The sequence below is a fragment of the Bifidobacterium sp. W8112 genome (assembly GCF_016101425.1).
Taxonomy (GTDB): Bacteria; Actinomycetota; Actinomycetes; order Actinomycetales; family Bifidobacteriaceae; genus Bombiscardovia; species Bombiscardovia apousia.
This window is the reverse complement of sequence record NZ_JACFQN010000001.1, coordinates 1030013-1052148: the sequence shown is the minus strand read 5'-3', so window position 1 is coordinate 1052148 and position 22136 is coordinate 1030013. Positions and strand designations below refer to the sequence as shown.

The 22136-nt window shown below is 56.2% G+C and carries 13 protein-coding genes and 2 pseudogenes; 9 read left to right on the top strand and 6 right to left on the bottom strand.

The annotated features are described in order from the left end of the window. Window positions 1-235: 235 nt before the first annotated feature. The 8 genes and pseudogenes from rpmH to H3T92_RS04260 all read left to right on the top strand — a co-directional run bounded on the left by rpmH (window position 236) and on the right by H3T92_RS04260 (window position 8974). On the top strand, window positions 236-370 hold the full coding sequence (rpmH, locus tag H3T92_RS04295; protein WP_015022700.1) for a 50S ribosomal protein L34: 135 nt from the start codon (window positions 236-238) through the stop codon (window positions 368-370). Between the two features lie 26 nt (window positions 371-396). Beyond that, window positions 397-795: pseudogene (gene rnpA / locus H3T92_RS04290) on the top strand (ribonuclease P protein component); the annotation flags it as partial. 101 nt (window positions 796-896) lie between these two features. Continuing rightward, on the top strand, window positions 897-1208 hold the full coding sequence (gene yidD / locus H3T92_RS04285) for a membrane protein insertion efficiency factor YidD (protein WP_045925193.1): 312 nt from the start codon (window positions 897-899) through the stop codon (window positions 1206-1208). Between the two features lie 2 nt (window positions 1209-1210). Next, a complete protein-coding gene (gene yidC, locus H3T92_RS04280; RefSeq protein ID WP_045925058.1) occupies window positions 1211-2233 on the top strand; it encodes a membrane protein insertase YidC in 1023 nt (340 codons plus the stop codon). 177 nt (window positions 2234-2410) lie between these two features. Next, window positions 2411-2947 (top strand): annotated as a pseudogene (locus H3T92_RS04275) (Jag family protein); the annotation flags it as partial. Window positions 2948-3488: 541 nt separating this feature from the next. Then, window positions 3489-4370 carry a 16S rRNA (guanine(527)-N(7))-methyltransferase RsmG gene (locus H3T92_RS04270; protein ID WP_144084810.1) on the top strand — a complete coding sequence of 294 codons (882 nt, stop codon included), beginning with the start codon at window positions 3489-3491 and terminating at the stop codon, window positions 4368-4370. 2059 nt (window positions 4371-6429) lie between these two features. After that, window positions 6430-7377, top strand: a complete 948-nt coding sequence (locus H3T92_RS04265; protein WP_045925192.1) for a ParA family protein — start codon at window positions 6430-6432, stop codon at window positions 7375-7377. Window positions 7378-7381: 4 nt separating this feature from the next. Beyond that, the gene (locus H3T92_RS04260) at window positions 7382-8974 is read left to right on the top strand and encodes a ParB/RepB/Spo0J family partition protein (protein WP_198189406.1); all 1593 of its coding nucleotides are present in this window, start codon (window positions 7382-7384) and stop codon (window positions 8972-8974) included. 748 nt (window positions 8975-9722) lie between these two features. On the opposite strand, the gene trxB is transcribed toward H3T92_RS04260, so the two are convergent. After that, window positions 9723-10667, bottom strand: coding sequence for a thioredoxin-disulfide reductase (gene trxB / locus H3T92_RS04255; protein ID WP_198189405.1), 945 nt, complete (start codon window positions 10665-10667; stop codon window positions 9723-9725). 109 nt (window positions 10668-10776) lie between these two features. Between trxB and H3T92_RS04250 the strand changes: the two genes are divergently transcribed. Continuing rightward, a complete protein-coding gene (locus H3T92_RS04250; protein ID WP_198189404.1) occupies window positions 10777-11127 on the top strand; it encodes a hypothetical protein in 351 nt (116 codons plus the stop codon). Between the two features lie 1134 nt (window positions 11128-12261). Here the strand turns inward: H3T92_RS04250 and H3T92_RS04245 are convergent. From H3T92_RS04245 to H3T92_RS04225, 5 genes are all read right to left on the bottom strand, one after another. Then, a complete protein-coding gene (locus tag H3T92_RS04245) occupies window positions 12262-13476 on the bottom strand; it encodes a D-alanine--D-alanine ligase family protein (RefSeq protein ID WP_144084815.1) in 1215 nt (404 codons plus the stop codon). A 3-nt stretch (window positions 13477-13479) separates the two neighbouring features. After that, on the bottom strand, window positions 13480-14763 hold the full coding sequence (locus H3T92_RS04240; protein WP_144084816.1) for an aminotransferase-like domain-containing protein: 1284 nt from the start codon (window positions 14761-14763) through the stop codon (window positions 13480-13482). Between the two features lie 239 nt (window positions 14764-15002). Next, window positions 15003-19220, bottom strand: coding sequence for a murein biosynthesis integral membrane protein MurJ (locus H3T92_RS04235; RefSeq protein WP_144084817.1), 4218 nt, complete (start codon window positions 19218-19220; stop codon window positions 15003-15005). Next, window positions 19217-21430: a DUF6049 family protein gene (locus H3T92_RS04230; protein WP_144084818.1), complete on the bottom strand. Its 2214-nt coding sequence runs from the start codon at window positions 21428-21430 to the stop codon at window positions 19217-19219. The genes H3T92_RS04235 and H3T92_RS04230 overlap by 4 nt, the downstream gene beginning before the upstream one ends. Continuing rightward, complete coding sequence (locus H3T92_RS04225) at window positions 21427-22068, bottom strand: NUDIX hydrolase (protein WP_415873691.1); 642 nt, start codon at window positions 22066-22068, stop codon at window positions 21427-21429. The genes H3T92_RS04230 and H3T92_RS04225 overlap by 4 nt, the downstream gene beginning before the upstream one ends. Window positions 22069-22136: the final 68 nt, after the last annotated feature.

The following is a 22136-nucleotide window of genomic DNA, read 5'->3' as shown; positions in this document are numbered from 1 at the left end:
TCCACAGGATAGCGTGTTGTGTCTGCGCTGAATGTGAATAACAGTGATGTAATTTGTGGATAAGTGAGGAGGCGCTTTCTCGCGCCACGACAGGGTTTGTGCAGGATACGAGGCGGTCCTTGTCATCTGAGGGGCGGATGCCTGTTTGACTCCGTCCCGGCTCCTGTGTACCGTGATATAGCTTGACTCATAACGAGCCGTACTCGAGTATGTCTACACACGGGAGCAACGAATTATGAAGAGGACATTCCAGCCCAATAACCGCCGTCGTCACATGAAGCACGGGTTCCGCGCTCGCATGCGCACCCGCTCTGGCCGCGCTCTGATCAATCGTCGCCGGGCCAAGGGCCGTCGGACGCTCTCCGCCTGAATCGGATTTCGATCCTTTCGCAAAAGGTGGAACGGCTGAGGAGCCACCGGGAGTTCACGGCGGTGCTCAGGCGACACCATCGGGTCAGCAGCCGGGATCTGGTTATTCATTATTCGATCCCTGGATCTGACCAGACGGTGACCCCGCTGCCGGTGGCATCGGTTGCGCACGAAGGGCGGCATGACATCCTGCCTGCGGGCAGACGCCGCATGGGACTCGCTGTATCCAAAAATGTAGGCAATGCCGTGACTAGGAACAAGGTCAAGCGCAGATTCAGGCAACTTGCCGGATCCAAGGAGGGCCTGCTGCCATCCTCCTGTGATCTGGTCATGCGCGCCAAGCCCAGCGCTGCCAGAGCCACCTATGAGCAGCTGGAGGAGCAAGTGGACAGGCTCTTCCGTGACCTTATGCGCAAGACTGGCAAGATTGCCGGCGGCTCTGAAGGGCGAACGCAATCAGGTTTGCAGCTCGTCGGGTCCAAGCGTCAACCGGCTCAACGGCTGGAAGCCAATGAAGGATACAGGGCATGAGCGGCCTGGCCTCCCGGGCTCTGCAGGGTGCAGTCCGCTGGTATCAGCGCCATATCTCACCCCTCTCGCCGCCGCGGTGCCGTTACTACCCGACCTGCTCCCAGTACGCTCTGACCGCTCTGAGGCGGTTCGGGGCCTTGCGTGGAACCATCCTGGCCGTTCTGCGGCTATTGCGCTGCACGCCTTTCAACAACGGCGGGATCGATGACGTGCCCCAGAGGTTTTCCATCTTCTATCGGTTCCCGTGGTCCAAGGCCCATGAGGAGGCCCGGCTGACCCCCATGGCCCCAGACAAGGAGACGGCCTGACAATGTTCCAGAACAACGACACTTTCACTTTCGATACGGGCATATACGGCTTCTTCTATAAGATCCTCTACCCCATCGAGTGGCTCATGACCTACATCATGACCTACTGCCACAAGTTCCTGACCCTGATCGGGCTCCATAAGGGTCCCGGGGTGGCCTGGGCGCTCTCGGTAGTGATGCTGGTGCTGGTCGTCAACCTCTGCGTGCTGCCGCTCTTCATCAAGCAGCTGCGATCCATGCAAAAGATGCAGGCCCTGCAGCCCAAGCTGATGAAGATCCAGAACAAGTACCGCAACAAGAAGGATCCAGCCAGCCGAGAGGCCATGAGCCGGGAGACCATGAAGGTCTACCAGGATAACCATGCCAACCCCATGAGTTCCTGTCTGCCCGCGCTGGTCCAGGGCCCGGTCTTCATGACCATGTTCTACGTGCTTTCGGCTGTGCCCTTCATCGCCCGGGGCAAGCGGGCGCCCCTTGGAGCCTTCAACCGACAGGTGGCGCGGGAATTCGAGGAGACCACCTTCTTCGGGCTGCGGATTTCGGACAACTTCATGTCCGCCCAGGGTGCGGGCCGCATAGTCATAGTGGTCTTCATCGTGCTCATGTGCCTGGCCATGTTCTACTCGCAGTTCCACAACGTCCGGCGGAACATGCCCAGGTCGGCCATGCAGGGACAGCAGTACAAGATGCAGCAGATGATGGCCTTCATCTTCCCGGTCATGTACATCTTCTCAGGCATCTACTTCCCCTTCGCCGTGCTGATTTACTGGCTGACCAACAACCTTTGGAATCTGGGCCGAACCCTCTTCCAGGTCCGCCATATGCCTACGCCGGGCTCGCCGGCTGCAGAGAGCAAGGAGGAGCGGGACCACCGCCGTGAGAACGCTCGTCGCAAGCGCCAAGGGCTGCCCTCTTTGGAGGAGGAGCAGCTGATGGAGGCCAAGCGGCTGGAGGAGGAAGCCCGCAACAACAAGAACGTCTCCCACCAGCGTTCTCAGCCCCACCGCAAGCGTCGCGGTCGTTGATGCAGCTACTGGCAGCGGTGGCCGGTGCGGTGACCAAGTTTTCGGTCGGGCGGATACTGGAGTAGTCTGCAATCATCACGTCCGTGTATCCTCAATACTGGACACTCGATTGGTGACCAGGAATCCAGTGGACCTGAGGTTATGAATCGGATGTAAACGCGTGTAAGGAGAGCATAGATGTCTCAGTCTCTGGATCAGGGAAAGACCATCGAGCAACTCAATGAGGAGGCGGATGTCGCCGCCGACTATCTGGAGGGGTTGCTGGACATCGTCGATTACGAGGGCGATATCGAGATGGGGGTGCGCAACCACCGTCCGACCGTGCAGATTGTGGCTGACGACGACACGGATATCAAGCATCTGATCGGCAAGGATGGCGAGGTGGTGGATGCCCTGCAACAGCTGACGCGGCTGGCCGTGCAGCAGAAGATAGGGGAGCGCTCCCATCTGATCGTGGATGTGGACGGCTTCCTGCGGCGCAAGCGCGAGCATCTTCGCGAGCAGGCCCTGGATGTGATCGATGAGGTCCGTGAGACCGGCGATCCCGTCAATATGAAGCCCATGAACTCCTTTGAACGCAAGATCGTCCATGACATGGTCCGAGAGGAGGGGCTGAAGTCACGCTCCCACGGTGAGGAGCCCCACCGGTACGTCACCGTCTACCTGAAGGCCAAGAGCGAAGACGAGGACCTGCCTGACGATGTTGAGGACGAGCCAGTCGGGTATGATGCCCCGCTGGACTCGGATGAAACCGATCAGGCCGATGATTCGGCTGACTACGCGGCTGATGACGATCCTGCTGGCGCGGACAGGGAGTGATTGCAGAACCAAGTAGGGCTGTGCGCCGATGAAGTATTGGTGACGTCCGCCTTGTTTGGATTGTTTCATTGTTTGCTGCCGTCAGACTGTCTAAGTTTGCTGTGCTATCGGCCAGGGTCGTGCCATCTGTCAGATGTATTGCCTTGTCTGGCTCATGATGGTGCTGAGTTTGCCATGCTGCTTAATTCGGAATGATCTTGGTTGGTCATCCCATATAGGAGGCCGCCTCCTATGCTGGTTCCGTGAGGATACTGATGTGTGCCTTCGACGCTATTTTGCAGTTGAAAACCGCATGTTGGTAACTGCTTTCAGAATCCAGTGGTTTCAGATTCTGACATGGTGGAATCTCCTGGATGCAAGATGCAAGACAGTATGACGCTGTCGGGGTCTGTGGCTGTGATTGACTGCGCGTCGAATGTGAATGTGAGGAGTTGAAATGGCTGTTGTGGATGATGAACTGAACGATAGTCCCCTCTTGAGGCAGGTGCTTGGCGATGCTTTGTCACCCATGCAGCGTTTTCACGACAAGCTCTTAGGTGAGGGTGTGGAGAGGGGCATCATCGGCCCTCGCGATGAAGACATTATTTGGGAACGGCACATACTCAATTCAGCTGCCATTGTGCCTTTTGTGCGAGAACGATTGACTACTGATGGTCAGACAGCAACGGTGGCAGATATAGGTTCTGGTGGGGGCTTTCCGGGCATTGTGCTAGCTGCGTGTCTTCCGCAGTGCAGTGTTGTGCTTGTCGAGCCAATGGAGCGGCGTGTGCTCTGGTTGCGGGAAGTCATTGATGAGTTGCACCTGGTTAATGCCTCAGTACTTCGCAAACGTGCAGAGGATCTGGTCCCGCAATCCTCTCACGCATCGAATCGGCACAAGAAAAGAGCTTCACAAAGCCACCGTCATGGTCGTCGCCGAAGCGAGGAAGGGTCCAATTCTGTTTCTGGCCATGGTTCTTCAACTTTGGTCACCACCAGGAATGGTGATAGTCAGCAAACCGTGAATGGTCCTGAATCATCGGCAGCGATGGGCGGAGAAAGTCTGGCAAGGGTAGGTTCCGCGCCTTCAGTACCTGAGACTTTTGATGTCGTGACCTGCCGGGCTGTGGCACCTATGACAAAGCTCGCTGGGTGGACCCTACCTCTCTTGAGATCAGGGGGTCAGCTTATTGCCCTTAAAGGCCGTTCAGCGCAAAATGAGCTTGATAAAGCTGCTAAAGAGATAAAAAAATATCATGGAGTGAATCCACGGGTCAGCCAAGCTCCAGTTGCACCTGGTCTTGAAGAAACCCACGTAGTTCTTGTGGACAAACGCTAAAACACGACGTTGATACAACATTATTTTATGACTGCGTTGTCAGAGCATTTACTTGATAGCGAGATAAAAATCAGGCAACCTAGGAATTTGCTATATCAGAGAATAAATTATCAGCATTCAAACAGAGCCATGTCAAAGCTAATGAGAAATTATTGAACAACTCTTCTTGATTGAAACTGCCTTTCCCGGACAGCAACATGAGTGGTTGCCTCCTTATCGTGATGGGTGCCATGCTCAGTTAAGGGGAGTGCAAGCACACTTGTGATCCTGTATTGCCTTCCTTAGAATGGTTGTCACTCCGGAGCTTTTATGAACTTTGACACTCCAGTATCTATCCTGTGTCAAAGAGTAAGGCTGCAGCTGTTTACATATAATTATAATATTTGAAATAATCATGCCTGTCTCTTTTGCGATTGAGCACTACGCTTTGTATCTTCCGGTTGCTTCGCTTCGAGTCTTAGTTGATACTGGTTTTGTCTCCCGTACATCGTTGGGCTAATTGTATGGGATATATCTTCGAACTTGATATATACCGCCAACTTTCTGACGCTTGATTAACCGTCTCTGGCGACGTTGTCCTTTTGGCGCTCGGTGATCTATAAATTGACCTGCTTTACCCAGTTCTTACGTAGACCATTCTATTTATACTCGCCATGGTGTGTTCATTTGCAGGTCCCATTACATACAGGGGATTTAACGTGTTTGAACCTGTGCATCGCCCTTCGTTGTCTAATCATTAACACTTACAGAGCAATATTGATCGTTATACATGTATGAGCGATAACTGGAGTAATCGATTGGTCAGCCACGGAGAAACTCCAGAATCACTCCCCAACACCGAATATTCTTCTGATGTTGGAGATAGAGTGGAGGGCCGCACTGAGCACAAGATAGATATTCACTAGTTCCTGATGTGTGCACCAGAGATTGTTTCACGTGAAACATTGTAAATACACATCTTATTTAACATTTAACAGAAAAACCTTACTTCGTTGCCTACCGATGTCACAGGTTAATACCCAGTTGATCGCTGAGGGTATGTGACATAAGAGAGAGGTATCCAAGAGAGGTATCCGAGACAGCTGTATTCAGCAGCATCTTAGCCATGATCCTATTCAGTTGTTGCTGATCCTAGTGGATGGTTTCTTAGTGGAGATTGTTTGCAATGTTTCACGTGAAACAATCGACGCGGAATTCAATAATCTAGATCACGGTTATTGGAGTACATGTGAAAGAATACGGCACTAGCTTCTATATCTTCATTAGGAAACGGGTAGTCTGTGATCTCTTTCTTAGAGTCCTTTATGCAACCACACTTATACCAGGTAGAATACGACGCTTATCGGTTAGTAAGACCTGTCGCTTAACAATTATAAATACATTTTTATAATTTAAAAATTGAGAAGTGTCTATTGAATCCGTAATATTGACTGCTTGTAGAAGGGCAGGCTTTGAATATACAACAGGCAAGATTAAAGCACGCAACTACGTGAGCCAACAATCAACAACATAATAGTACCTCCCAGACAATAGAGATGTTTCACGTGAAACACTACTCTGCAGTACAGTTGTACAAGGTCCCTCGCCTAGAGGTTTAATAGGAGCGTTGAAGCAGCGTTATAACCGCTATCCAACAGGTTGATGTATTCATTGACAAGTCCCATGAATAGTATTGCATGCATAAGTGAGGTAGTGAATTTACTGATTCCCGACTTTTAAGTTATGCACAATTTAGACCTCAGAAATGAATTATCCACATTATCGTTTGTAGACCATGCTGCCTTGTGGGTAGCGCCAGAATTGTCAGTAATCACAAGGCAAAGCTAATAATCTATAGAAAGGGTCAGCGGTGGAGGCACTGATGTAACTATCCACACTTATCCACAGTTATGAACAACGGCTGTGTGTAACTAGCGGTTATTCTGACATGTCCAACTAGGACGGGAAAATTGAGTTGTTATCAAAAGGAGGAAGGTTCGTGGCCGCATCGAAGATGGTGAAACCCGTTACGAGAAATACCTCGGATAGCGGTGAGCAAAGTACGCCGAACGCATCAGGTATGGAGTCGGCAACGGATATTCTGAATCGAATATTCGCTGACGGGTCAGGTTCGGTGTCCGGTGCGGAAATGGCAGATCTTTCTGCACGTTATCAGGCCTTACGTCAGGCCCAATTCCCTCATCCTTCAAAAACCCGATTCATTGCCGTTGCCAATCAAAAAGGCGGGGTAGGGAAAACTACGACCACAGTCAATCTGGCATGCGCGTTTGCTGAATTCGATGAACAGGTGCTGGTCATCGATATGGATCCACAAGGCAACGCTTCTACTGCATTGGGTGTGGCCCATGAGTCTGGTACACCATCAACATATGATGTGCTCGAGGGTCGTCTTGGGATCGATGACGTTAAGGTGGTTTCCCCTGAATTCCCCAACCTCGAGGTGGTCCCATCTTCTATTGATCTAAGTGGTGCTGAGCTGGAAGTTGCGGATATGCCCAACCGTAATCAGCTGATGAAAAAAGCAGTTGCCGACTATCTCAAAGTCTGTCACCAACACTATGACTATGTTCTCGTTGATTGTCCACCTAGTCTCGGACTGCTAGTTCTGAATGCCATGTGTTCAGTCAACGAAGTATTGATCCCAGTGCAAGCTGAGTATTATGCTCTTGAAGGACTGCAACAACTACTGCATACTATCGGACTTGTTCAGCAAAGTTATAATCCTTATCTCGTAATCTCCACCATGTTGTTGACGATGTACGACAGGCGGACGTTGCTCAGCAAAGAAGTGTTTGATCAAGTCAAGGAACACTATCCAGAGATAGTGCTGAATACGACCATTCCGCGTTCTGTCAAAATCTCTGAAGCTCCCAGCTTTCGGCAAAGCGTTGTCACCTACGACCCTAAGGGAGCCGGCGCTATCGCTTATGAAGAGGCAGCGTTAGAAATCGCGCAGAGATCCGAGCAAGTGCTGGAACATATTGCCAATAGAAGACAGGGGGAGTGAGGACATGACAAGCCGTTCACGGTTAGGCAAAGGCTTGGGGGCTCTATTCCCTGCCCTGCCAGGTGAAGATGATGAAACCAATGCTGACAATAGTCGGCGAGAAGATAACAAAGTACCAAATCCAAGCAATAAGCAGCCTGCTTTTCAAGGTTTGGGTGCGGAGTCGAAGGGACGAAAACGCCTAGAGAAGGACGACACAGCAAAAGGCGAGGCAAAACCAGAAAGAAGAACTAGGCATTCGGATCCTGCTAGCTCAGAACTCGCGGATTCTGAAAGATTGTCTAAAAGCGGTCGTAAACATACCAACACAGGACAAAAGCGAGTCAGTATTTCCAAGTCGCTCGACGGAGATGTTTCACGTGAAACATCATCCTCGAAGAGGGCTACCAAGCGTAGGTCTGTCCCATCCATCAGCAGCTTGGAGCATCCGAGCGATCTATTCTTCGGTTCTACGACGACAAATGTTTCACGTGAAACATCGCCGATTGCGGGATCGATAGAGGCTGATGACTTTCGGACAAAGGAAACTCGGCAAAGCATTAACCGAGCAGCTACTATCGACAATGATAGTGGGCTAAATAAAGCGGAGGGCAATAGCCAAGAGGAGCTGAAGCCTGTCCAAGGCGGGTATTTGGCTGAAGTGCGTGTGGACGACATTAGGCCCAATGCTCAGCAACCGCGGCAGATTTTCGATGAAGATGAACTGTTGGAGCTGTCCCGCTCCATCAAGGAAGTCGGTGTATTGCAGCCCATAGTGGTGCGAAGATCAACTTTTGCAGATCGGCCAAGAACAGTTGAGGATAAAACAACTTCAGCTGCCAGTGCAGGAGGTAAATCCGAAGCATTTGACACTAAGACTAGTGAAGAGCGATCGGGCCAGCATTTAAACCAGAGAAGCGCTAATCTGGGGCAAACAACCCATTATGAAATCATAATGGGCGAACGTCGGTGGCGTGCTACTAGGTTGGCTGGCCTAAATACCATACCTGCAATTGTGAAAACAACGAGCGATGACGCCATGTTGCGTGATGCATTGCTCGAGAATCTCCATAGAGTAGCTCTTAATCCCTTGGAAGAAGCAGCGGCTTATCAGCAAATGATCGATGAGTTCGGCTTGACTCAGGACGGTTTGTCTAAGTCAATCTCTAAGTCCAGGCCTCAGATCACCAACACGCTTCGATTGTTGAAGTTGCCTCCAAGTGTGCAGAAAAAAGTAAGCTCCGGGGTGTTGTCAGCTGGACATGCCCGTGCCCTACTTACTTTGCCAGATGAAAAATCCATGACGGCTCTGGCAGACAAAATCATTGCTGAAGGACTGTCGGTAAGATCTACGGAGGAACTCGTAGCATTGCAGACCGGGCAGACGAAGAAGAGAGCAAAAAAGCCTAGGGTCAACGCATGGGTAGATAGTCCTGTACGCCAAGATTTGGAAAGCCGCTTTGATACAAAGGTGGCTATTAAGGGCACTAAAAAGCACGGGAAAATAGAAATCGTGTTTTCTTCGCCTGAAGATATGGATCGCATTGTTGCCATACTCCTGGAAAAGGATCAATCTGCGAGTAATAGCAGTCATTCAGGCGACAAAGGCTGGGTTTGATCCCATTCTGAAACTGCGACCGCAGGGATTGCTCAACCAAACCCTGCCGATAAGGCAAGCGATTGTTTCATAGCTCAATTTGGTTTTGTATGAGCTGATGAGCAATCGCTGCATTTGTCTTAAACCCGGGATGGTTGAATGCCGTTAGTATGTGCCATTCTCTGCACAGATATATCGGTGCTGAAAAGCTGTGTGCAATATATACGCTGCCAGACTGTCGGTTTCCGAATGACTGCTAACCGAGCAACCAGATTATGTTGCGGGCTCATGACATCAGATCCGATCGGTATCTCAGCTCTTTAGCTGTCATAGATGGATGAGTGCGTCCAATAGTGGGGGCGTGCGGTGAGTCGTTGACTAGCCAGCTAGTGGGGCATACTGGAATGGTTGCTTATGCGTGTGTCAGCTAGATAGGTGAGTCTTCACCGCTTAAAGGTGGTTCTAGAGCAAGCATCGCTCTTGTCTGGTAGGGCGATAGTATACCTGAGCTGGCAGGGCCTTTAGAATTTTCGATGTGGCGAGGGGGGGCTGGTTGTGCAATGTCTCCTCAGCGGGGAGCAGCTATTTCAGTGGGGGCGATAGTAGCAGCTGTAAGGTCAGTGATGTTCCTATTGAGCGGGCTATTCCGTCGTGACCATTGGACAATTAAAGGCAGCTGAATAGGCGGCTGTGATGGTCAATAAACGATGTGCCTGGCAATCGTAAACTGCCAGGCACATGAATTCTTGTTTACAGGGCGTATCAGGCCTTATCGCTTATCCAGGCTCGTAAGATACTCTTGAGCATCCAAGGCTGCACGGCAACCCATACCGGCAGCAGAAATGGCCTGACGATAGATCTTGTCGGTTACGTCACCAGCGGCAAAGACTCCGGGTACGGAGGTTTTCGTTGACCCACCCTTGACCAGGATATAGCCGTCCTGATCCAGGTCGACTTGGCCATTAAAGAAAGCAGTCTGAGGGGTGAATCCAATGGCAACAAAAACTCCATTCGCCGGAATATTGGACTGCTGACCTGTTGCTGTATTGCGTACATCCAAAGAGGTTACGCCGCTACCATCGCCGTTGATCCGCGTGACGACTGAATCGAGAAGGAAGCTGATCTTGTCATTGGCCTTGGCTCGGTCCACCATGATTTTTGAAGCGCGGAAGCCTTGGCGACGGTGAATCAACGTGACAGAGGAGCCGAAACGGGTCAGAAAGTCTGCGTCACTCATGGCAGAGTCGCCGCCGCCAACGACCACGATCGGCTTATTCTTGAAGAAGAATCCGTCACATGTGGCGCAGTAGGAAACCCCTCGCCCAGAAAATTCGCGCTCTCCGGGAATCTCCAACTTTCGATATTGCGAACCAGTGGTGATAACGACTGCTCGAGTTTGGTATTCTTCACCGCCATCGGTGGTGATCCGTTTGATGTCTCCACTCAAGTCAACTGAGACAACATCATCGTATTCGATTTGAGCACCAAAATGTTCGGCCTGCTCGCGCATCTGATCCATCAGATCCGGTCCCAGTACAGCTTTTGGAAATCCTGGGAAATTCTCTACTTCTGTCGTGTTCATAAGCTGACCGCCGGGCGTTAGGGCTCCAGCAATAACGAGGGGAGCATAACCGGCTCTGCCAAGATAAATGGCGGCGGTGTAACCCGCTGGTCCGGACCCTATGACAATGGCATCGTGAACAGTTTGCTTCATAACGCTACTGTATCCATGCATGATGACCGGGTCACACGCGGTGGGCGAAAAGGGTCCTTACTTATCTCACTGTAAGTCCGTTCCTGACAGAGCAGGCTATTCTTAAACCATGGAGAAAACCGTGATAGTGGCTATCGTAACCAATCTTGGGACGATTCTGGTGCTGATCTGGTTTATGCTCCGAGTTGATCGGTTACTGCGGGAGCATCCCAGCCATCAGACAGATGATAAAGATGAGGATGACAGCTGGCATAGCTGGCGTTTTTGGAATCCTCCAAGCTCTGATGACAATGAAGACAAGTTGGACGCAGATTCTCCGGTAACAGACAAAAGCCTTGGAGCTGATGATGATATGACGGTTAGGTCTGCCGACCGATATACATCCTCGACTCAAGAAGAACCGGGTGAAAGTCCTTCGCGCGCATCGGACAAGGGCGAGGAAAGCGGCGGAGATAAGTAAGGCATATTGAGCAAGGCTGTAGACTGTTCAATCATAGTGGGGTGCGGTTGCGATTGTTTGTTTGATCTTGTGAAATGCAGTCCCTGAACAAGGACAGATTGATGCACTTGGATATATTGATCCACTGATTTGCAGAGTAGTGATGGGCTTGTATCTATAGGTCTTGAAGCGGGCACGGGGGAGCAAACCGCGTCAGCACAATATGACTCGATAAATGAATTCTGATAGGAAGATCATGCTCTCAGCGAGGGCGATGAACAAACTAGGGCAAATGAACTGGGATAACAATGCCTAGAACCGAATGATAATTCGCAGGTGAAAACACAGCTTTCGCTCTCAGTTCATGATGGCATAGTCGAAATGGCCTGATTCTCGATGCTTTAAAAGCAGTATCACCTATATGCCGCCTTGTGGGTTTTTGATGAGATATCTTGGTGAGATAACTTGAGCAACATGATGCGAAACTTGTTGTGATTGCAACCCTATGAAGGCTGTCTGCATTCTCGCTCGATCATATCTTTATTCGACCAGCACTTTTAACGGGAGAATCCGTTGTCGGTAATAGACCGCTATATCGCGTGAGGCTCTCGCTGGAGTTGATGACGTAAGTTGATCACCTCGGAATGTTTCACGTGAAACATTCGATATCGACTGTGTTTGTATTCAAGGGTGTGTATCAATACTGCGGTTTACTGAGCGTGGAGTCTTGGAGGATGACCCAGTTATTGCAGCATCGACAATTCATTAGTCCGCGTCGCTTCTGCGAGTAAGTCTTGTCGGCAACATAAAAGCCGGAACCTGATTGAACATGCCTTTCGGGCAATGTTGGCCTTGGCTGAACAGTAGAGAAAAAGTTGAGAATACAGCAGATGTGGAGAGGCGAGCACATCAAATAGAAGGAAGGAAATAACCGACAACAAATGGTGAATGGTGAACAGCCGTCATTCGATGGCCTGAAAACGATGCTAATGAGAATATGGTGCCTGCCCTGGGTGCTATCCGCTCGGCCTGTATTGCAATCCGTGTATATTGCAGATCCGCCTGGCGCATATTGCACGAATTGCAAACTATGCACCAGGCGGACCTTGCTCGTGCCAGTCGAACGATAGGCGGGACCAAAGGGGCTTTAAGATATCAATTGGTTCGCTTTTGATTCAAAACCGATTGAACCAATGCCGTGTATAGCTCTGGCAGATTGTAACCAGCGGCCTGCGCTGACTGTGGCAGCAGCGAAGTGTCCGTCATGCCGGGCGCCACATTGGACTCCAGGAATTGCGGCTGACCTTGGGCATCAACAATGAAATCGGTTCGTGAAATATCGCGGAGCCCCAGAGCACGGTGAGCAGTCAGTGCGGCATCGCTGACAGCCTGCGTGGTCTTGGCATCCAGTCGGGCTGGAACATAGAACTCTGTCGGGCCGGGTGTGGAACGAGCTTCGAAATCGTAGGTGCCTGAGGGAGTCCAGATTTCAAGCGGAGGCAGCACCAGGGGGTGTCCGTCAAACTCGAGGATGGACACAGAGACCTCGGTGCCCGTGACAGCCTGCTCGATCAGCGCTACATCACCATAGGCAAAGCAGTTGATCAGCGCCTGAGTGAGTTGGCTCTGTTCAGTCACCATGGTGCAGCCCATAGCTGAGCCGCCCATGGTGGGTTTGATGAAGAGCGGAAGTCCTAGCGAGCCGAGAAGCATATCGATAACGGGTTCGACACCCAGTTCGCGGAACATGGATTCGGGCAGCGTCACGGAATGCGGAGTGTGCAATCCGGCCATGCGGACAACGTTCTTGGCGATGGGCTTGCTCCAAGCGGTCCGTGAGGCCTTGGCCCGGGATCCGATGTAGGGCAGTTCCGCCATCTCCAAGACATCGCGGATGGAGCCGTCTTCGCCGTTGGCGCCGTGCAGCAGAGGCCAGACCAGATCGGGGCGGGTCGACTCGTCGGTCAAGTACGGCAGAAGCGAGCCATCCATGTCGTGGACGTGGACTGTCCACCCGGCCTCCTCCAGGAATCCCTGGACCCGATGTCCTGAGCTGATGGAGACATCACGCTCATGGCTGAGGCCCCCGCAGATCACCAGGATCGACTTATCAGCACGCTTGGTGGCCTTGCTGGCCAGGGAGGTGACATCGTCCATGGTGACTGGCGTAGCCTCACGGATGGAGCGATGTGAGGTCCGCCTGGCTTTTTTGGCCACTTCGCCAGCAGCTGTGGCTGAAGTGGTGGCCGCAGTGCTGGTCGGGCTTGCGACCGTGGTCGTCGTCGCGCTCGCGGTTGCCTTGGTCTTGCTGGCCGCCGCGGTTTTGCCCCCGGTCTGCTGCCGAGGTGTCTTGCTGTGCTTGGGCGCCATGATTCAGCCCCTTTCCTTGCCGCTGTCAGGCTCGAACAGCCGGACGGTGGCGAGTTCGTTCTCGATGACTGTGGACAGTCTGCGTATTCCTTCCCGGATCCGATCGGGGGTGGGGTAGCAGAAGGACAGGCGCATGTGATCCGCTCCCTCCCCGTTATCGTAGAAGGCTGTGCCTGACACGTAAGCCACCTTGGCGGTGATCGCTCTGGGCAGCATGTCCTTGGCGTTGAGCCCCTGGGGTATCTTCAGCCAGATGTAGAAGCCGCCCTTGGGCTTGAGCCATGAGCAGTAGGGCAAATATTTTTTCAAAGCCTCGTCCATGGCATCGCAGCGTTCCTTGTACATCCCTCGGTAATCATTGATCTGCGATTTCCAGTCGAAGTTGTCCAGGTAGGTGGTGATGGTCATCTGGCTCATGTTGGAGGGGCAGAGAATGGCTGACTCGTTGGCCAGAACCAGCTTCTGTCGGATGCCAGGAGGCGCAACCATCCAGGCCACGCGCATGCCCGGGGCGATGATCTTTGAGAAACTGCTCAGGTAGACAATGCCCTCGGAATCGTAGGAGCGCAGGGCCGGATAGGTCTGGCCGTCGAAGGCCAGCAGTCCGTAGGGATTGTCCTCGACAATAAGCACGTGGTACTTTCTGGCGATCTCGATGATCCGCGGCCGCCGCTCGACGCTCATGGTGGCGCCGGCAGGATTGTGGAAGTTGGGTACAGTGTAGAGGAATTTGACTGCTTTGCCTTGGCGGCGCTGTTCCAGAATGGTCTCCTCCAGAGCCTCGGGAATCAGTCCGTTTCCGTCCATGGCCACGTTGACCACATCGACCTGGAAGGACTGGAAGACGCCCAGGGCACCCACATAATTAGGTGCTTCAGCCAGCACGACATCGCCGGGGTCGCACATAATTCTGGTGATCAGATCCAGTCCCGACTGGGAGCCGTTGACGATAACCACGTCATCCGGTTGGACATCCTTGATGCCTTCCAGCTCCATAATGGGCAGCACATCCTCGCGCAGGTGGGGATCGCCCTGTGCTGACCCATACTGCCAGGCCACCTGGCCCTTGCTCCGCAGCATGTCGCCAAGCTGATCGGCCAGCTTATCGAAAGGCATCCGGCCCAGGTAGGGCATGCCGCCGGCCAGGGAGACTACCTCGGGCCGGTTGGCCACAGCGAAGAGGGCGCGAATTTCGGAGGCGCGCATCTGCTCGGCCCGTGCCGCATAGGAGCTGTACCAGGGATCGTTCTTGATGACCTTGGATGCGATATTGGGATCATCCGCCATAACTGACTTCCGCCTTCCTGCCGCCGTTGTCTAAGGAAACTGTATTACCTGCAAGGGCTTTGTTGGAGGAAAAATCCAACACATTACCATTTCGGTACACCCATGGTCGGAACCCCGCCTGGGATTCCTGCCAATTTTCCAGGAACTTCCAATCCTAGCTGCTTTGAAGATCGGCAACAGCACGGCAGCGGTAAGGATGAACAGCCAAGTTTTTCGCCAAGGACGTGTGACGGACCTGCTTAGAAGGCCTGGACAGACGTGAAGCGTAGGGAGTTGCCCGGCATGCCGTCCATGGGCACCCAGACGACCAGGTCCTGGGTCGTGACCGGTTCACGCAGGGTGACCTGGGTGGTGCCCGAGGGATCGAAGCTGAAGTCGGCCAGCGGCTGCCCCTGGTTGGGCTGGGCCGCTGTGGAGTTCGCGTAGATCTGAGCATGGCCGCCGCTCTGGGGCATGACGATGGTCAGGCGGGAGACTTCCTCCGGCTTGGTCAGGTGCATGTACCATCCGAATCCCTGCAGGCCGGCGGGCTTGTTCAGGAAGAGCTGCCGATCCGACTGATAGGCTGTGGTGTTCTTGGGCTTGGGCGGATCGGGGACCTTCTTGGCCTCCTTGTCGGCATGGCTGACCTTGTCGGCTCCGGCCTTGGCCTTGCCGTTAGCCTTGGCCTTGCCATTGCTGGAAGTTGTCGCCTCCTCGTCCCCATCAGTCCCACCGGGGAAGGGGACGTTGGACATGACTGGCCAGCCGCCCTCCTCCTTGCCGACGTTGGGCCGGGAGCCGGAGATGGTCGAGACCGCCCAGACCAAGGCCACTACGATGATTGCGGCCGCTACCGCAATAACTACAGAGCGAGTCGTAAAACGGCCGAATAGACGGGTGTCGGCCATGTCTGTCTCGTCATCCAGATCCTCGTCCTGGCTATCGTCCGGAAGTTCCGAATAAGTCACTGGCACCGGCATGGAGTGAATCTCAGGCGTGAAGCTGGGGGGCAGGGGCTCCATGACCGTGGTCTGCTGCTCTTCTTCATCAATATCGCGCTTCTTGGGAGATCGGGGCGCTCGCTCGGCATCCTGATTCGAGTGGGCATTCTGCCGCTCTTCGTATGCCTGGTCGGTCGAGCCGCTGGCCACGCGGGCATGGGTACTGTCGGGTGCTTCGGCCCCATCCTCGCGCCGGGCGTGTGAGTCTCCATTGCTCTGTGGGTCGGTCTGCGAGGCGGCCCGGCTGGATGCCGCCCTGGCCTGACGTTCGCCAGTCTCGTCGCCGGACTTGTCGAAGTCCCACTGGGAGAAGCCGCGCTCCACGGGGTTGTCGGCGGTCACGCCGCTGCCGCTGATGGCCTCAGGCGGCCGATGCTGATCGTCGCCCACGGTCGGCATCCGCCCGGTCACTGCCTTGGACTCCTCGTCATGTAGGGCAGCGGGCCTGGCAGTCGTCGTCCTGAGTGCGCTCACATCCATGGCTGCGGTCCTGCGGGAGCGGCTGTTCAGCGAGCGCAGCCGCTGGCGTTCGTCGAAGAGCGAGAAGAGGTCGGTGTCCGTATCTTCGGGATTGAGCATCTCGATTTCGCCCCGGCCGGGGAAGAGCAGTTGGTTGGTCTTCCAGTGCGGCTCATGATGGGTCACAGTCTGTGCGGCAGGCAGGGCTGAGGAGGTCAGCCCATCGGGCAGGGGCAGCACATCCTTGGGATCCACCGGTCTCAGAGCCACGGTCTCGATGGATGCGCGGCCGTCCATCTCAGGCCAGATCAGATCGCTGTCGGTCAGTTCCTCGGGAGGGATCCAGGGGCTGAGCAGTGCCGACAGCTCGGCCAGAGTGACCAGAGGCACTGGCTTGGCTCCCTGGCCATCGGCCAGTCCCAGTCCGCGCATGCAGATGATCCTGAACTCCTCGGGCGTGTGCTTGGGAAGCTCTTGCAGGCTGGGCTGCCGCCCGTCTTGGTCGGGCCGGCGGGTCAGCATGGCATAGAGCACGCCAGCCAGTTCGCGTATGGCATGCTCCTCGTCCGTCAATCCCATCTCGTTCGGGACTGCCGGGTGCGCGATCATGGGCGAGATGGGGGCATCTGCCAGGGTGATGGAGGCCGGCGCCAGCCTGATGGTACTGGTTGAGACGGCATAGTCGACCATGCCGGCGGCATGCAGGGTGCGCATGGCCTCGGTGATCTCGCCCATGATGGTGCCTATGGCCCGGTCGCTCAGCGTCTCGCCGGCGGGCCCGTGCATATAGTCCCTTAGGGACATGCCGGCATCGGGAGCGGTGACGATCATGGAGACCCCGTCCCGGGTGTGCAGCTGGTAGACCGGGGTGAATCGGCGATCCTTGCTCAGCGCCAGGCCGGAGGCGTTGACGTTGATCAGGTCCATGCAGGTCGAATCGCCGACGATGAAGAGCTGGCAGTCCCTGTCCAGAACCTTGTCCTTGGCCCGCCAGACGCTCAGGCCGTTGGCACGGCGGAGCAGGGTGACCAAGGTGTATCTGCCGAGGATGGTGTCTCCGATATGCGCGTTCATGCTTGCCGAGCTCTCATCAGAAGTGGGGCGTCGCCTGTGGTTGGCGATGCCGTGGTGGACCGTGCTGTTCCTAGGCACAATCCTAACGGGTTGCGGGGCCGGAGGAGCCGGAGGGGGCCCGGCCGTCGCGGATTCTCCATCAGTGCCGGGCTCGCGGGTCTCTTCGAAGTTCTCCAGAGCTGCGTCCATGCCAGGCTGGGTGGAATCGGGAGAGGAGGAGTGCACCACCCTGACCGAGCGGTCGGCCAGCCTGGAGGGCCGACCCTCCAAGGCATCCAGGCTGCGGACCGGGTGCCGGGCCGTTCTGCCCAGACGGCGGGCCAGGTCGACCATGAGCTGGGTGAATTCCTCGGTGCGCAGCGCAACCAGGGTCACGGCGTAGATGGCCGCTGTCAGCAGGGTGATGACCACGCAGATACAGAGCGCCTGCACCCAGCTCATGTGGCCCTGCCGGTCCTGGACCCAGGCGCCGACCAGGCGGGTCAGCGGAGTCTTGACCGTCAGGGAGGCTGCCAGAGCCAGGCCCGCCGCTAGGAAAGCCTTGGCGTACGTGCTGAGAATGCGCCGACCATCCAAATAACCCTGGAATGGCCTGCGCAGCATGCCCGCCAACATGGGGAAGCTGAGGATGTTGCTCAGGGACAGGCTGAGTCCCACCAGGGCCGCCCAATAGCGGGGAGGGGCCAGACGGATGGATGCCAGGACCAGCACCACCTGGATGGTGTTGGAAACGGCCGCGAAGATGAAGGGATGCCGTCCGTCCTCGAAGGCGTAGAAGGTGCGCTGAATGAGCAGGAAGGCGCTCATGGGCACCAGCCCCAGGGACAGGCCTATCAGGGGTCCCGAGATCAGGACTGCTTCGTGGACGCCCACGGAGGGCAGCAGGGCACGGGTGATGGGCACCGGAATGGCCAGCATGACCGCAGTGAAAAAGAACATCATCAGCCCGACATTGCGCAGGGCCTGGCTCAGATCCTCGCGGGCATCACCGATGCGGCCGTCCGAAACCGCCTTGGACAGCTTGGGGAAGATGGCCGTGCTGACGGAAACGGCCACCAGGGAGTATGGCAGGATGAAGAGGGTGTAGGCGTTCTGGTAGGAACCGTTGCCGGCGATGTCCAAGGGGTTGCCCTCCAGGGGGGCGCCGTTGTTGATGCGGGCGTTGATCACGTTGGCCAGCTGGTCGATGACCACCACACCCATGCTCCAGGCGGCCACCGAGCCCATGGATCGCAGGCCGATGCCCCGCAGACCCCAGCGCGGTCGATAGCGGAAGCCGCTCATGATCAGGGGGATGAAGAGGACCAGCGCCTGGAAGGCCACCCCCAGGGTCCAGGCTCCGGCAGTCAGAGCCACCTTGCCGTTGTCCCAGAAGCCGACCGGCTGGCTGCGGGCGTTGCCGAACAGGAAGATGAAGACCAGGAAGCCCAGGCAGCTGATCAGATTGGCGCCCACCGAGCTCCAGGCGTATGCGGTGAACCGGCCTTTGGCGGCCAGGATCTGACCCAGGACCGTGTAGAGCCCGTAGAAGAAGACCTGGGGCATGCACCAGAGGGTGAAGGAGTTGGCCAGGGCGCGCTGCGCGGGGTTCCACTTGGAGTTCAGATAGATGGTGGTCAGCACCGGGGTGCCCAGCATCAGCAGCAGGGTCAGCAGGGCCAAAAGGACCATGGCGACCGTGATCAGCTTGTTCAGCCGGTCAGCTGCGTCCCGCTCTTTGAGGGTGCGCACGATCTGCGGAACCAGGACGGCGTTGAAGATGCCGCCCGAGATCAGGGTGAACATGACCTGGGGGATCATGGCGCCGGTTTGGTAGGCATCAGCTGCGATCCCGGTGGTGCCGATGGCGGCTGCCAATAGGATGGTGCGGATCTGCCCGGTCACCCGGGATGCCGCGGTGCCCGTGGCCATGATGGCGGAATTGCGCCCTACGGAGCTCATTCGTCCGGGTCCTTCGTGCGGTGGAACTGCCGCCAGAGCCCCAGGAGCCCAAGCAGTACGGCGAAGACAATGATGAGCAGGCCGCTCATGTCGCTCAAACGCAGGTTGCTGGTGATCTGAGCCCGGCGCATCTGACCGAAGGGACGGCCCTGGCTGTCCAGCAGGCCGATGTCCACGTTGGCCCTGCCGGCCGTCGCCACTCTGACCTTAAAGGTCACCTGGGCCTCGGAGCGGGCGGGAATGACTACATCCGCCATGCGCGAGGTGACGATCTCCATGGAATCGGTGCGGGCGCTGATACGGGCGTGGACCGGGTAGGGATGGCTGTTGCTGACGGTGACGGGCATGGAAGCCGTCTCGCTGACCACGTTCAGGGACTCGCTGGGCGTGATGCTGATGCCGTCCAGGAGCCGGTGGGATATGGCACCTGCCTGATCGGCCAGGCCGGCGGCGTTTGCGGTTCCGCCCAGGGACTTCAGGGCTAGATCGTCGTGGGCGGCGGTCAGCCGGTTCAGCCACTGGTGCGGATCCTTGGGCTGGCGGGCGGTGGTGTCAGCATCCTGTCGGGCCAAGGCCTGGCTGTCGGTCTTGCCGGTCGTGGCGCTGGCGGTGGGCTGGGAGGCCTGCTGACTGTCGGCCAGAATGGAGGAGGCGAACCGGTCGATGTCCACCCTGCTGGCGATTAGAGAGTCCAAGGTGGCTGTCGAGCTGTCGCCGTGCTTGGCGCCGTCCTGACCGTCATCGGCTTCGAGGGCTTTGAGCAGGCCCGATGAGCCGCCGGTGAAGTCGGGTGCTCGCATCAGATTGTCCATGGGTTCCAAGTGGATCCAGGGAGCGTGCTCCAGCTCGGTCATGATCCTGTCCGCCTGCTGAGTGTCCTGATCGGCATCGAAGCAGACCAGGAGGGAGCGTTCGGCGTAGGGCTGTTCCATCTGATAGAAGGCGCTCTGGGCCATGAAGCGCGCCGTCTGCCCTGCCTGGGTCTGCTCCCCGGTGGCTCGGGTGGAGCTGGGGTTGCCCCTGGCCAGGTTGCTGAGTTCGCGCTGGGCCGACAGGACAGTCACCTTTCCGGCCTGGGTGTCGATGGTGTACTTGCCGGTGTGGGCGGAGGTGCCGGCTCCCACCTCGAAGCCTTGCGGGGCAATGACCGTCTGGTAGCCGGCGCGGCGGGCTGCGGCGATGGATTCCATGGTCCACTCCTGCTTGCCCTGCCAGGCGTATGTGCCGGAAGCGGCATCAGGATAGAGCTTGGCTGCAGTCTGGGCGCTCCAGGACTCGGGGGTGACTCCGGCCCTGGCATAGCGATCCTGGTTCTGGGAGGCGTATCCGGTGATGTCGAAGTCGGCTGGCTGAATCAGCCCCTGGATCTTGGGGCGGTTGGCGAAGGCTGACAGGTAGACCGGATCGCCCAAGGCCTGCAGGGACCCATGTTTAGCCAGCAGCTGGCTCTGATCTTCCTGACGGCGGCTCCCTTGACGGGTCAGTGTCACGCTCTGGTCTTTATCCTTGCCCGGGCCTGACTCGGATTCGGCACCGGGCTGGGTCATCAGCGCTGTCATGGCCTTGTCGTCAATATTCCAGTCCGAGGAGATCAGCGGCATGACCATGGTCAGCGACAGGGCGGGTGTGCCTGCAGTGGGCAGGCCATCCCATGTCCGGGTCAGAAAGGTGAACACGTCACCCAGGACCCGACTCTGGCCGTCGCTTAAAGAAAGCCGGACGGGTTTGGGCCCCCAGCTGGTCATCTTCCTGATCGCATCTTGATCAGCCGGCACGTTGACTGAAACCTCGATGCTCTGCCCGGCCGGGATTGTCGGTACGCTCTGAGTGCCCAGCACGTCCGGGGTGGGGATGCGGGCGTGGCCTTCGGACCAGGCCTGCATGTCGGCCCGGGAGCTGAAAGAGTACAGGGCGCTGGTGGACACGCCCAGATGAGCATTTTCCATGGGCTGGTTCGCGGTGTTGGTCACCGTAGCGCGCAGGGCATAACCGGATTTGTCGGTTACCACAGGCGTCGACCAGCGCAGAGCCACCTCGGCCGAGTTCTGATGATTGGGGGCAGCCAGGGCCGGTGTTGGCAGCCAGGGAGTCATCACCAGGGCTAGCAGAAGGATGATCGCCGGTAGGATTCGAGCCCACCGGGCCCATCGGTTGAAGGCATGGGTGCGCTGGCTGGTGCGCCCGCTCGGGCGCAGGGGGGTCTGGATCATGGCTGTTTTTTGTACTTCCTCGCGTAGAGCCAGGCTATTTTACGCTCATTAGGGTAACTGAGCACCGAGGTCAGGTCGGAAAAGTCCACCCAGATGGCATCTTCGGCCTCATGATCAGGGTCGCCCTCCACGCTCAGGGATCCGCCGATCATCCGCAGGACGAAATGGTGGACCAGCTTGTGGACCCGTTGGTTGGTTCCGGTGAACCAGTAGTCGATGGTGGCGATGGAGTCGGTCACTCTGCCCAGTATCCCCGTCTCCTCGTGGACCTCGCGCACGGCCGTCTGCTCGGGTGTTTCCCCCTTCTCGATATGCCCCTTGGGCAGGCACCATTCCAGGTGGCCCGAGCGGGAGTGCCGGGCGATGATGGCCACCCGGTCGTGTCGGTCGAAGATCAGTCCACCCGCTGAATACTCGCGCACTACGGGCAGTTCCTGGGCATCCAGGGAGGCAAAGGTGGAAGGCCCTGAGGCATGCTTATGCCGGGGCATGAGGGCAGGCGTGGGTATGTCGTCCTCGGTCTGTATGCGCTCGCGGACCCGCGGATCCAGACGTTCGCTTACGGTTTCCACAAGGTGGTCCTGCCCCTGCTGTCCGCGGGCATGGGTGTCCGCAGAGTCGGCGCTATGTGCAAGCATGCGCGCCATGTCCGCGGGCGTAATCATACTCCAACTTTACGTAAGGTAATGTGCAGGTGGGGTAACGG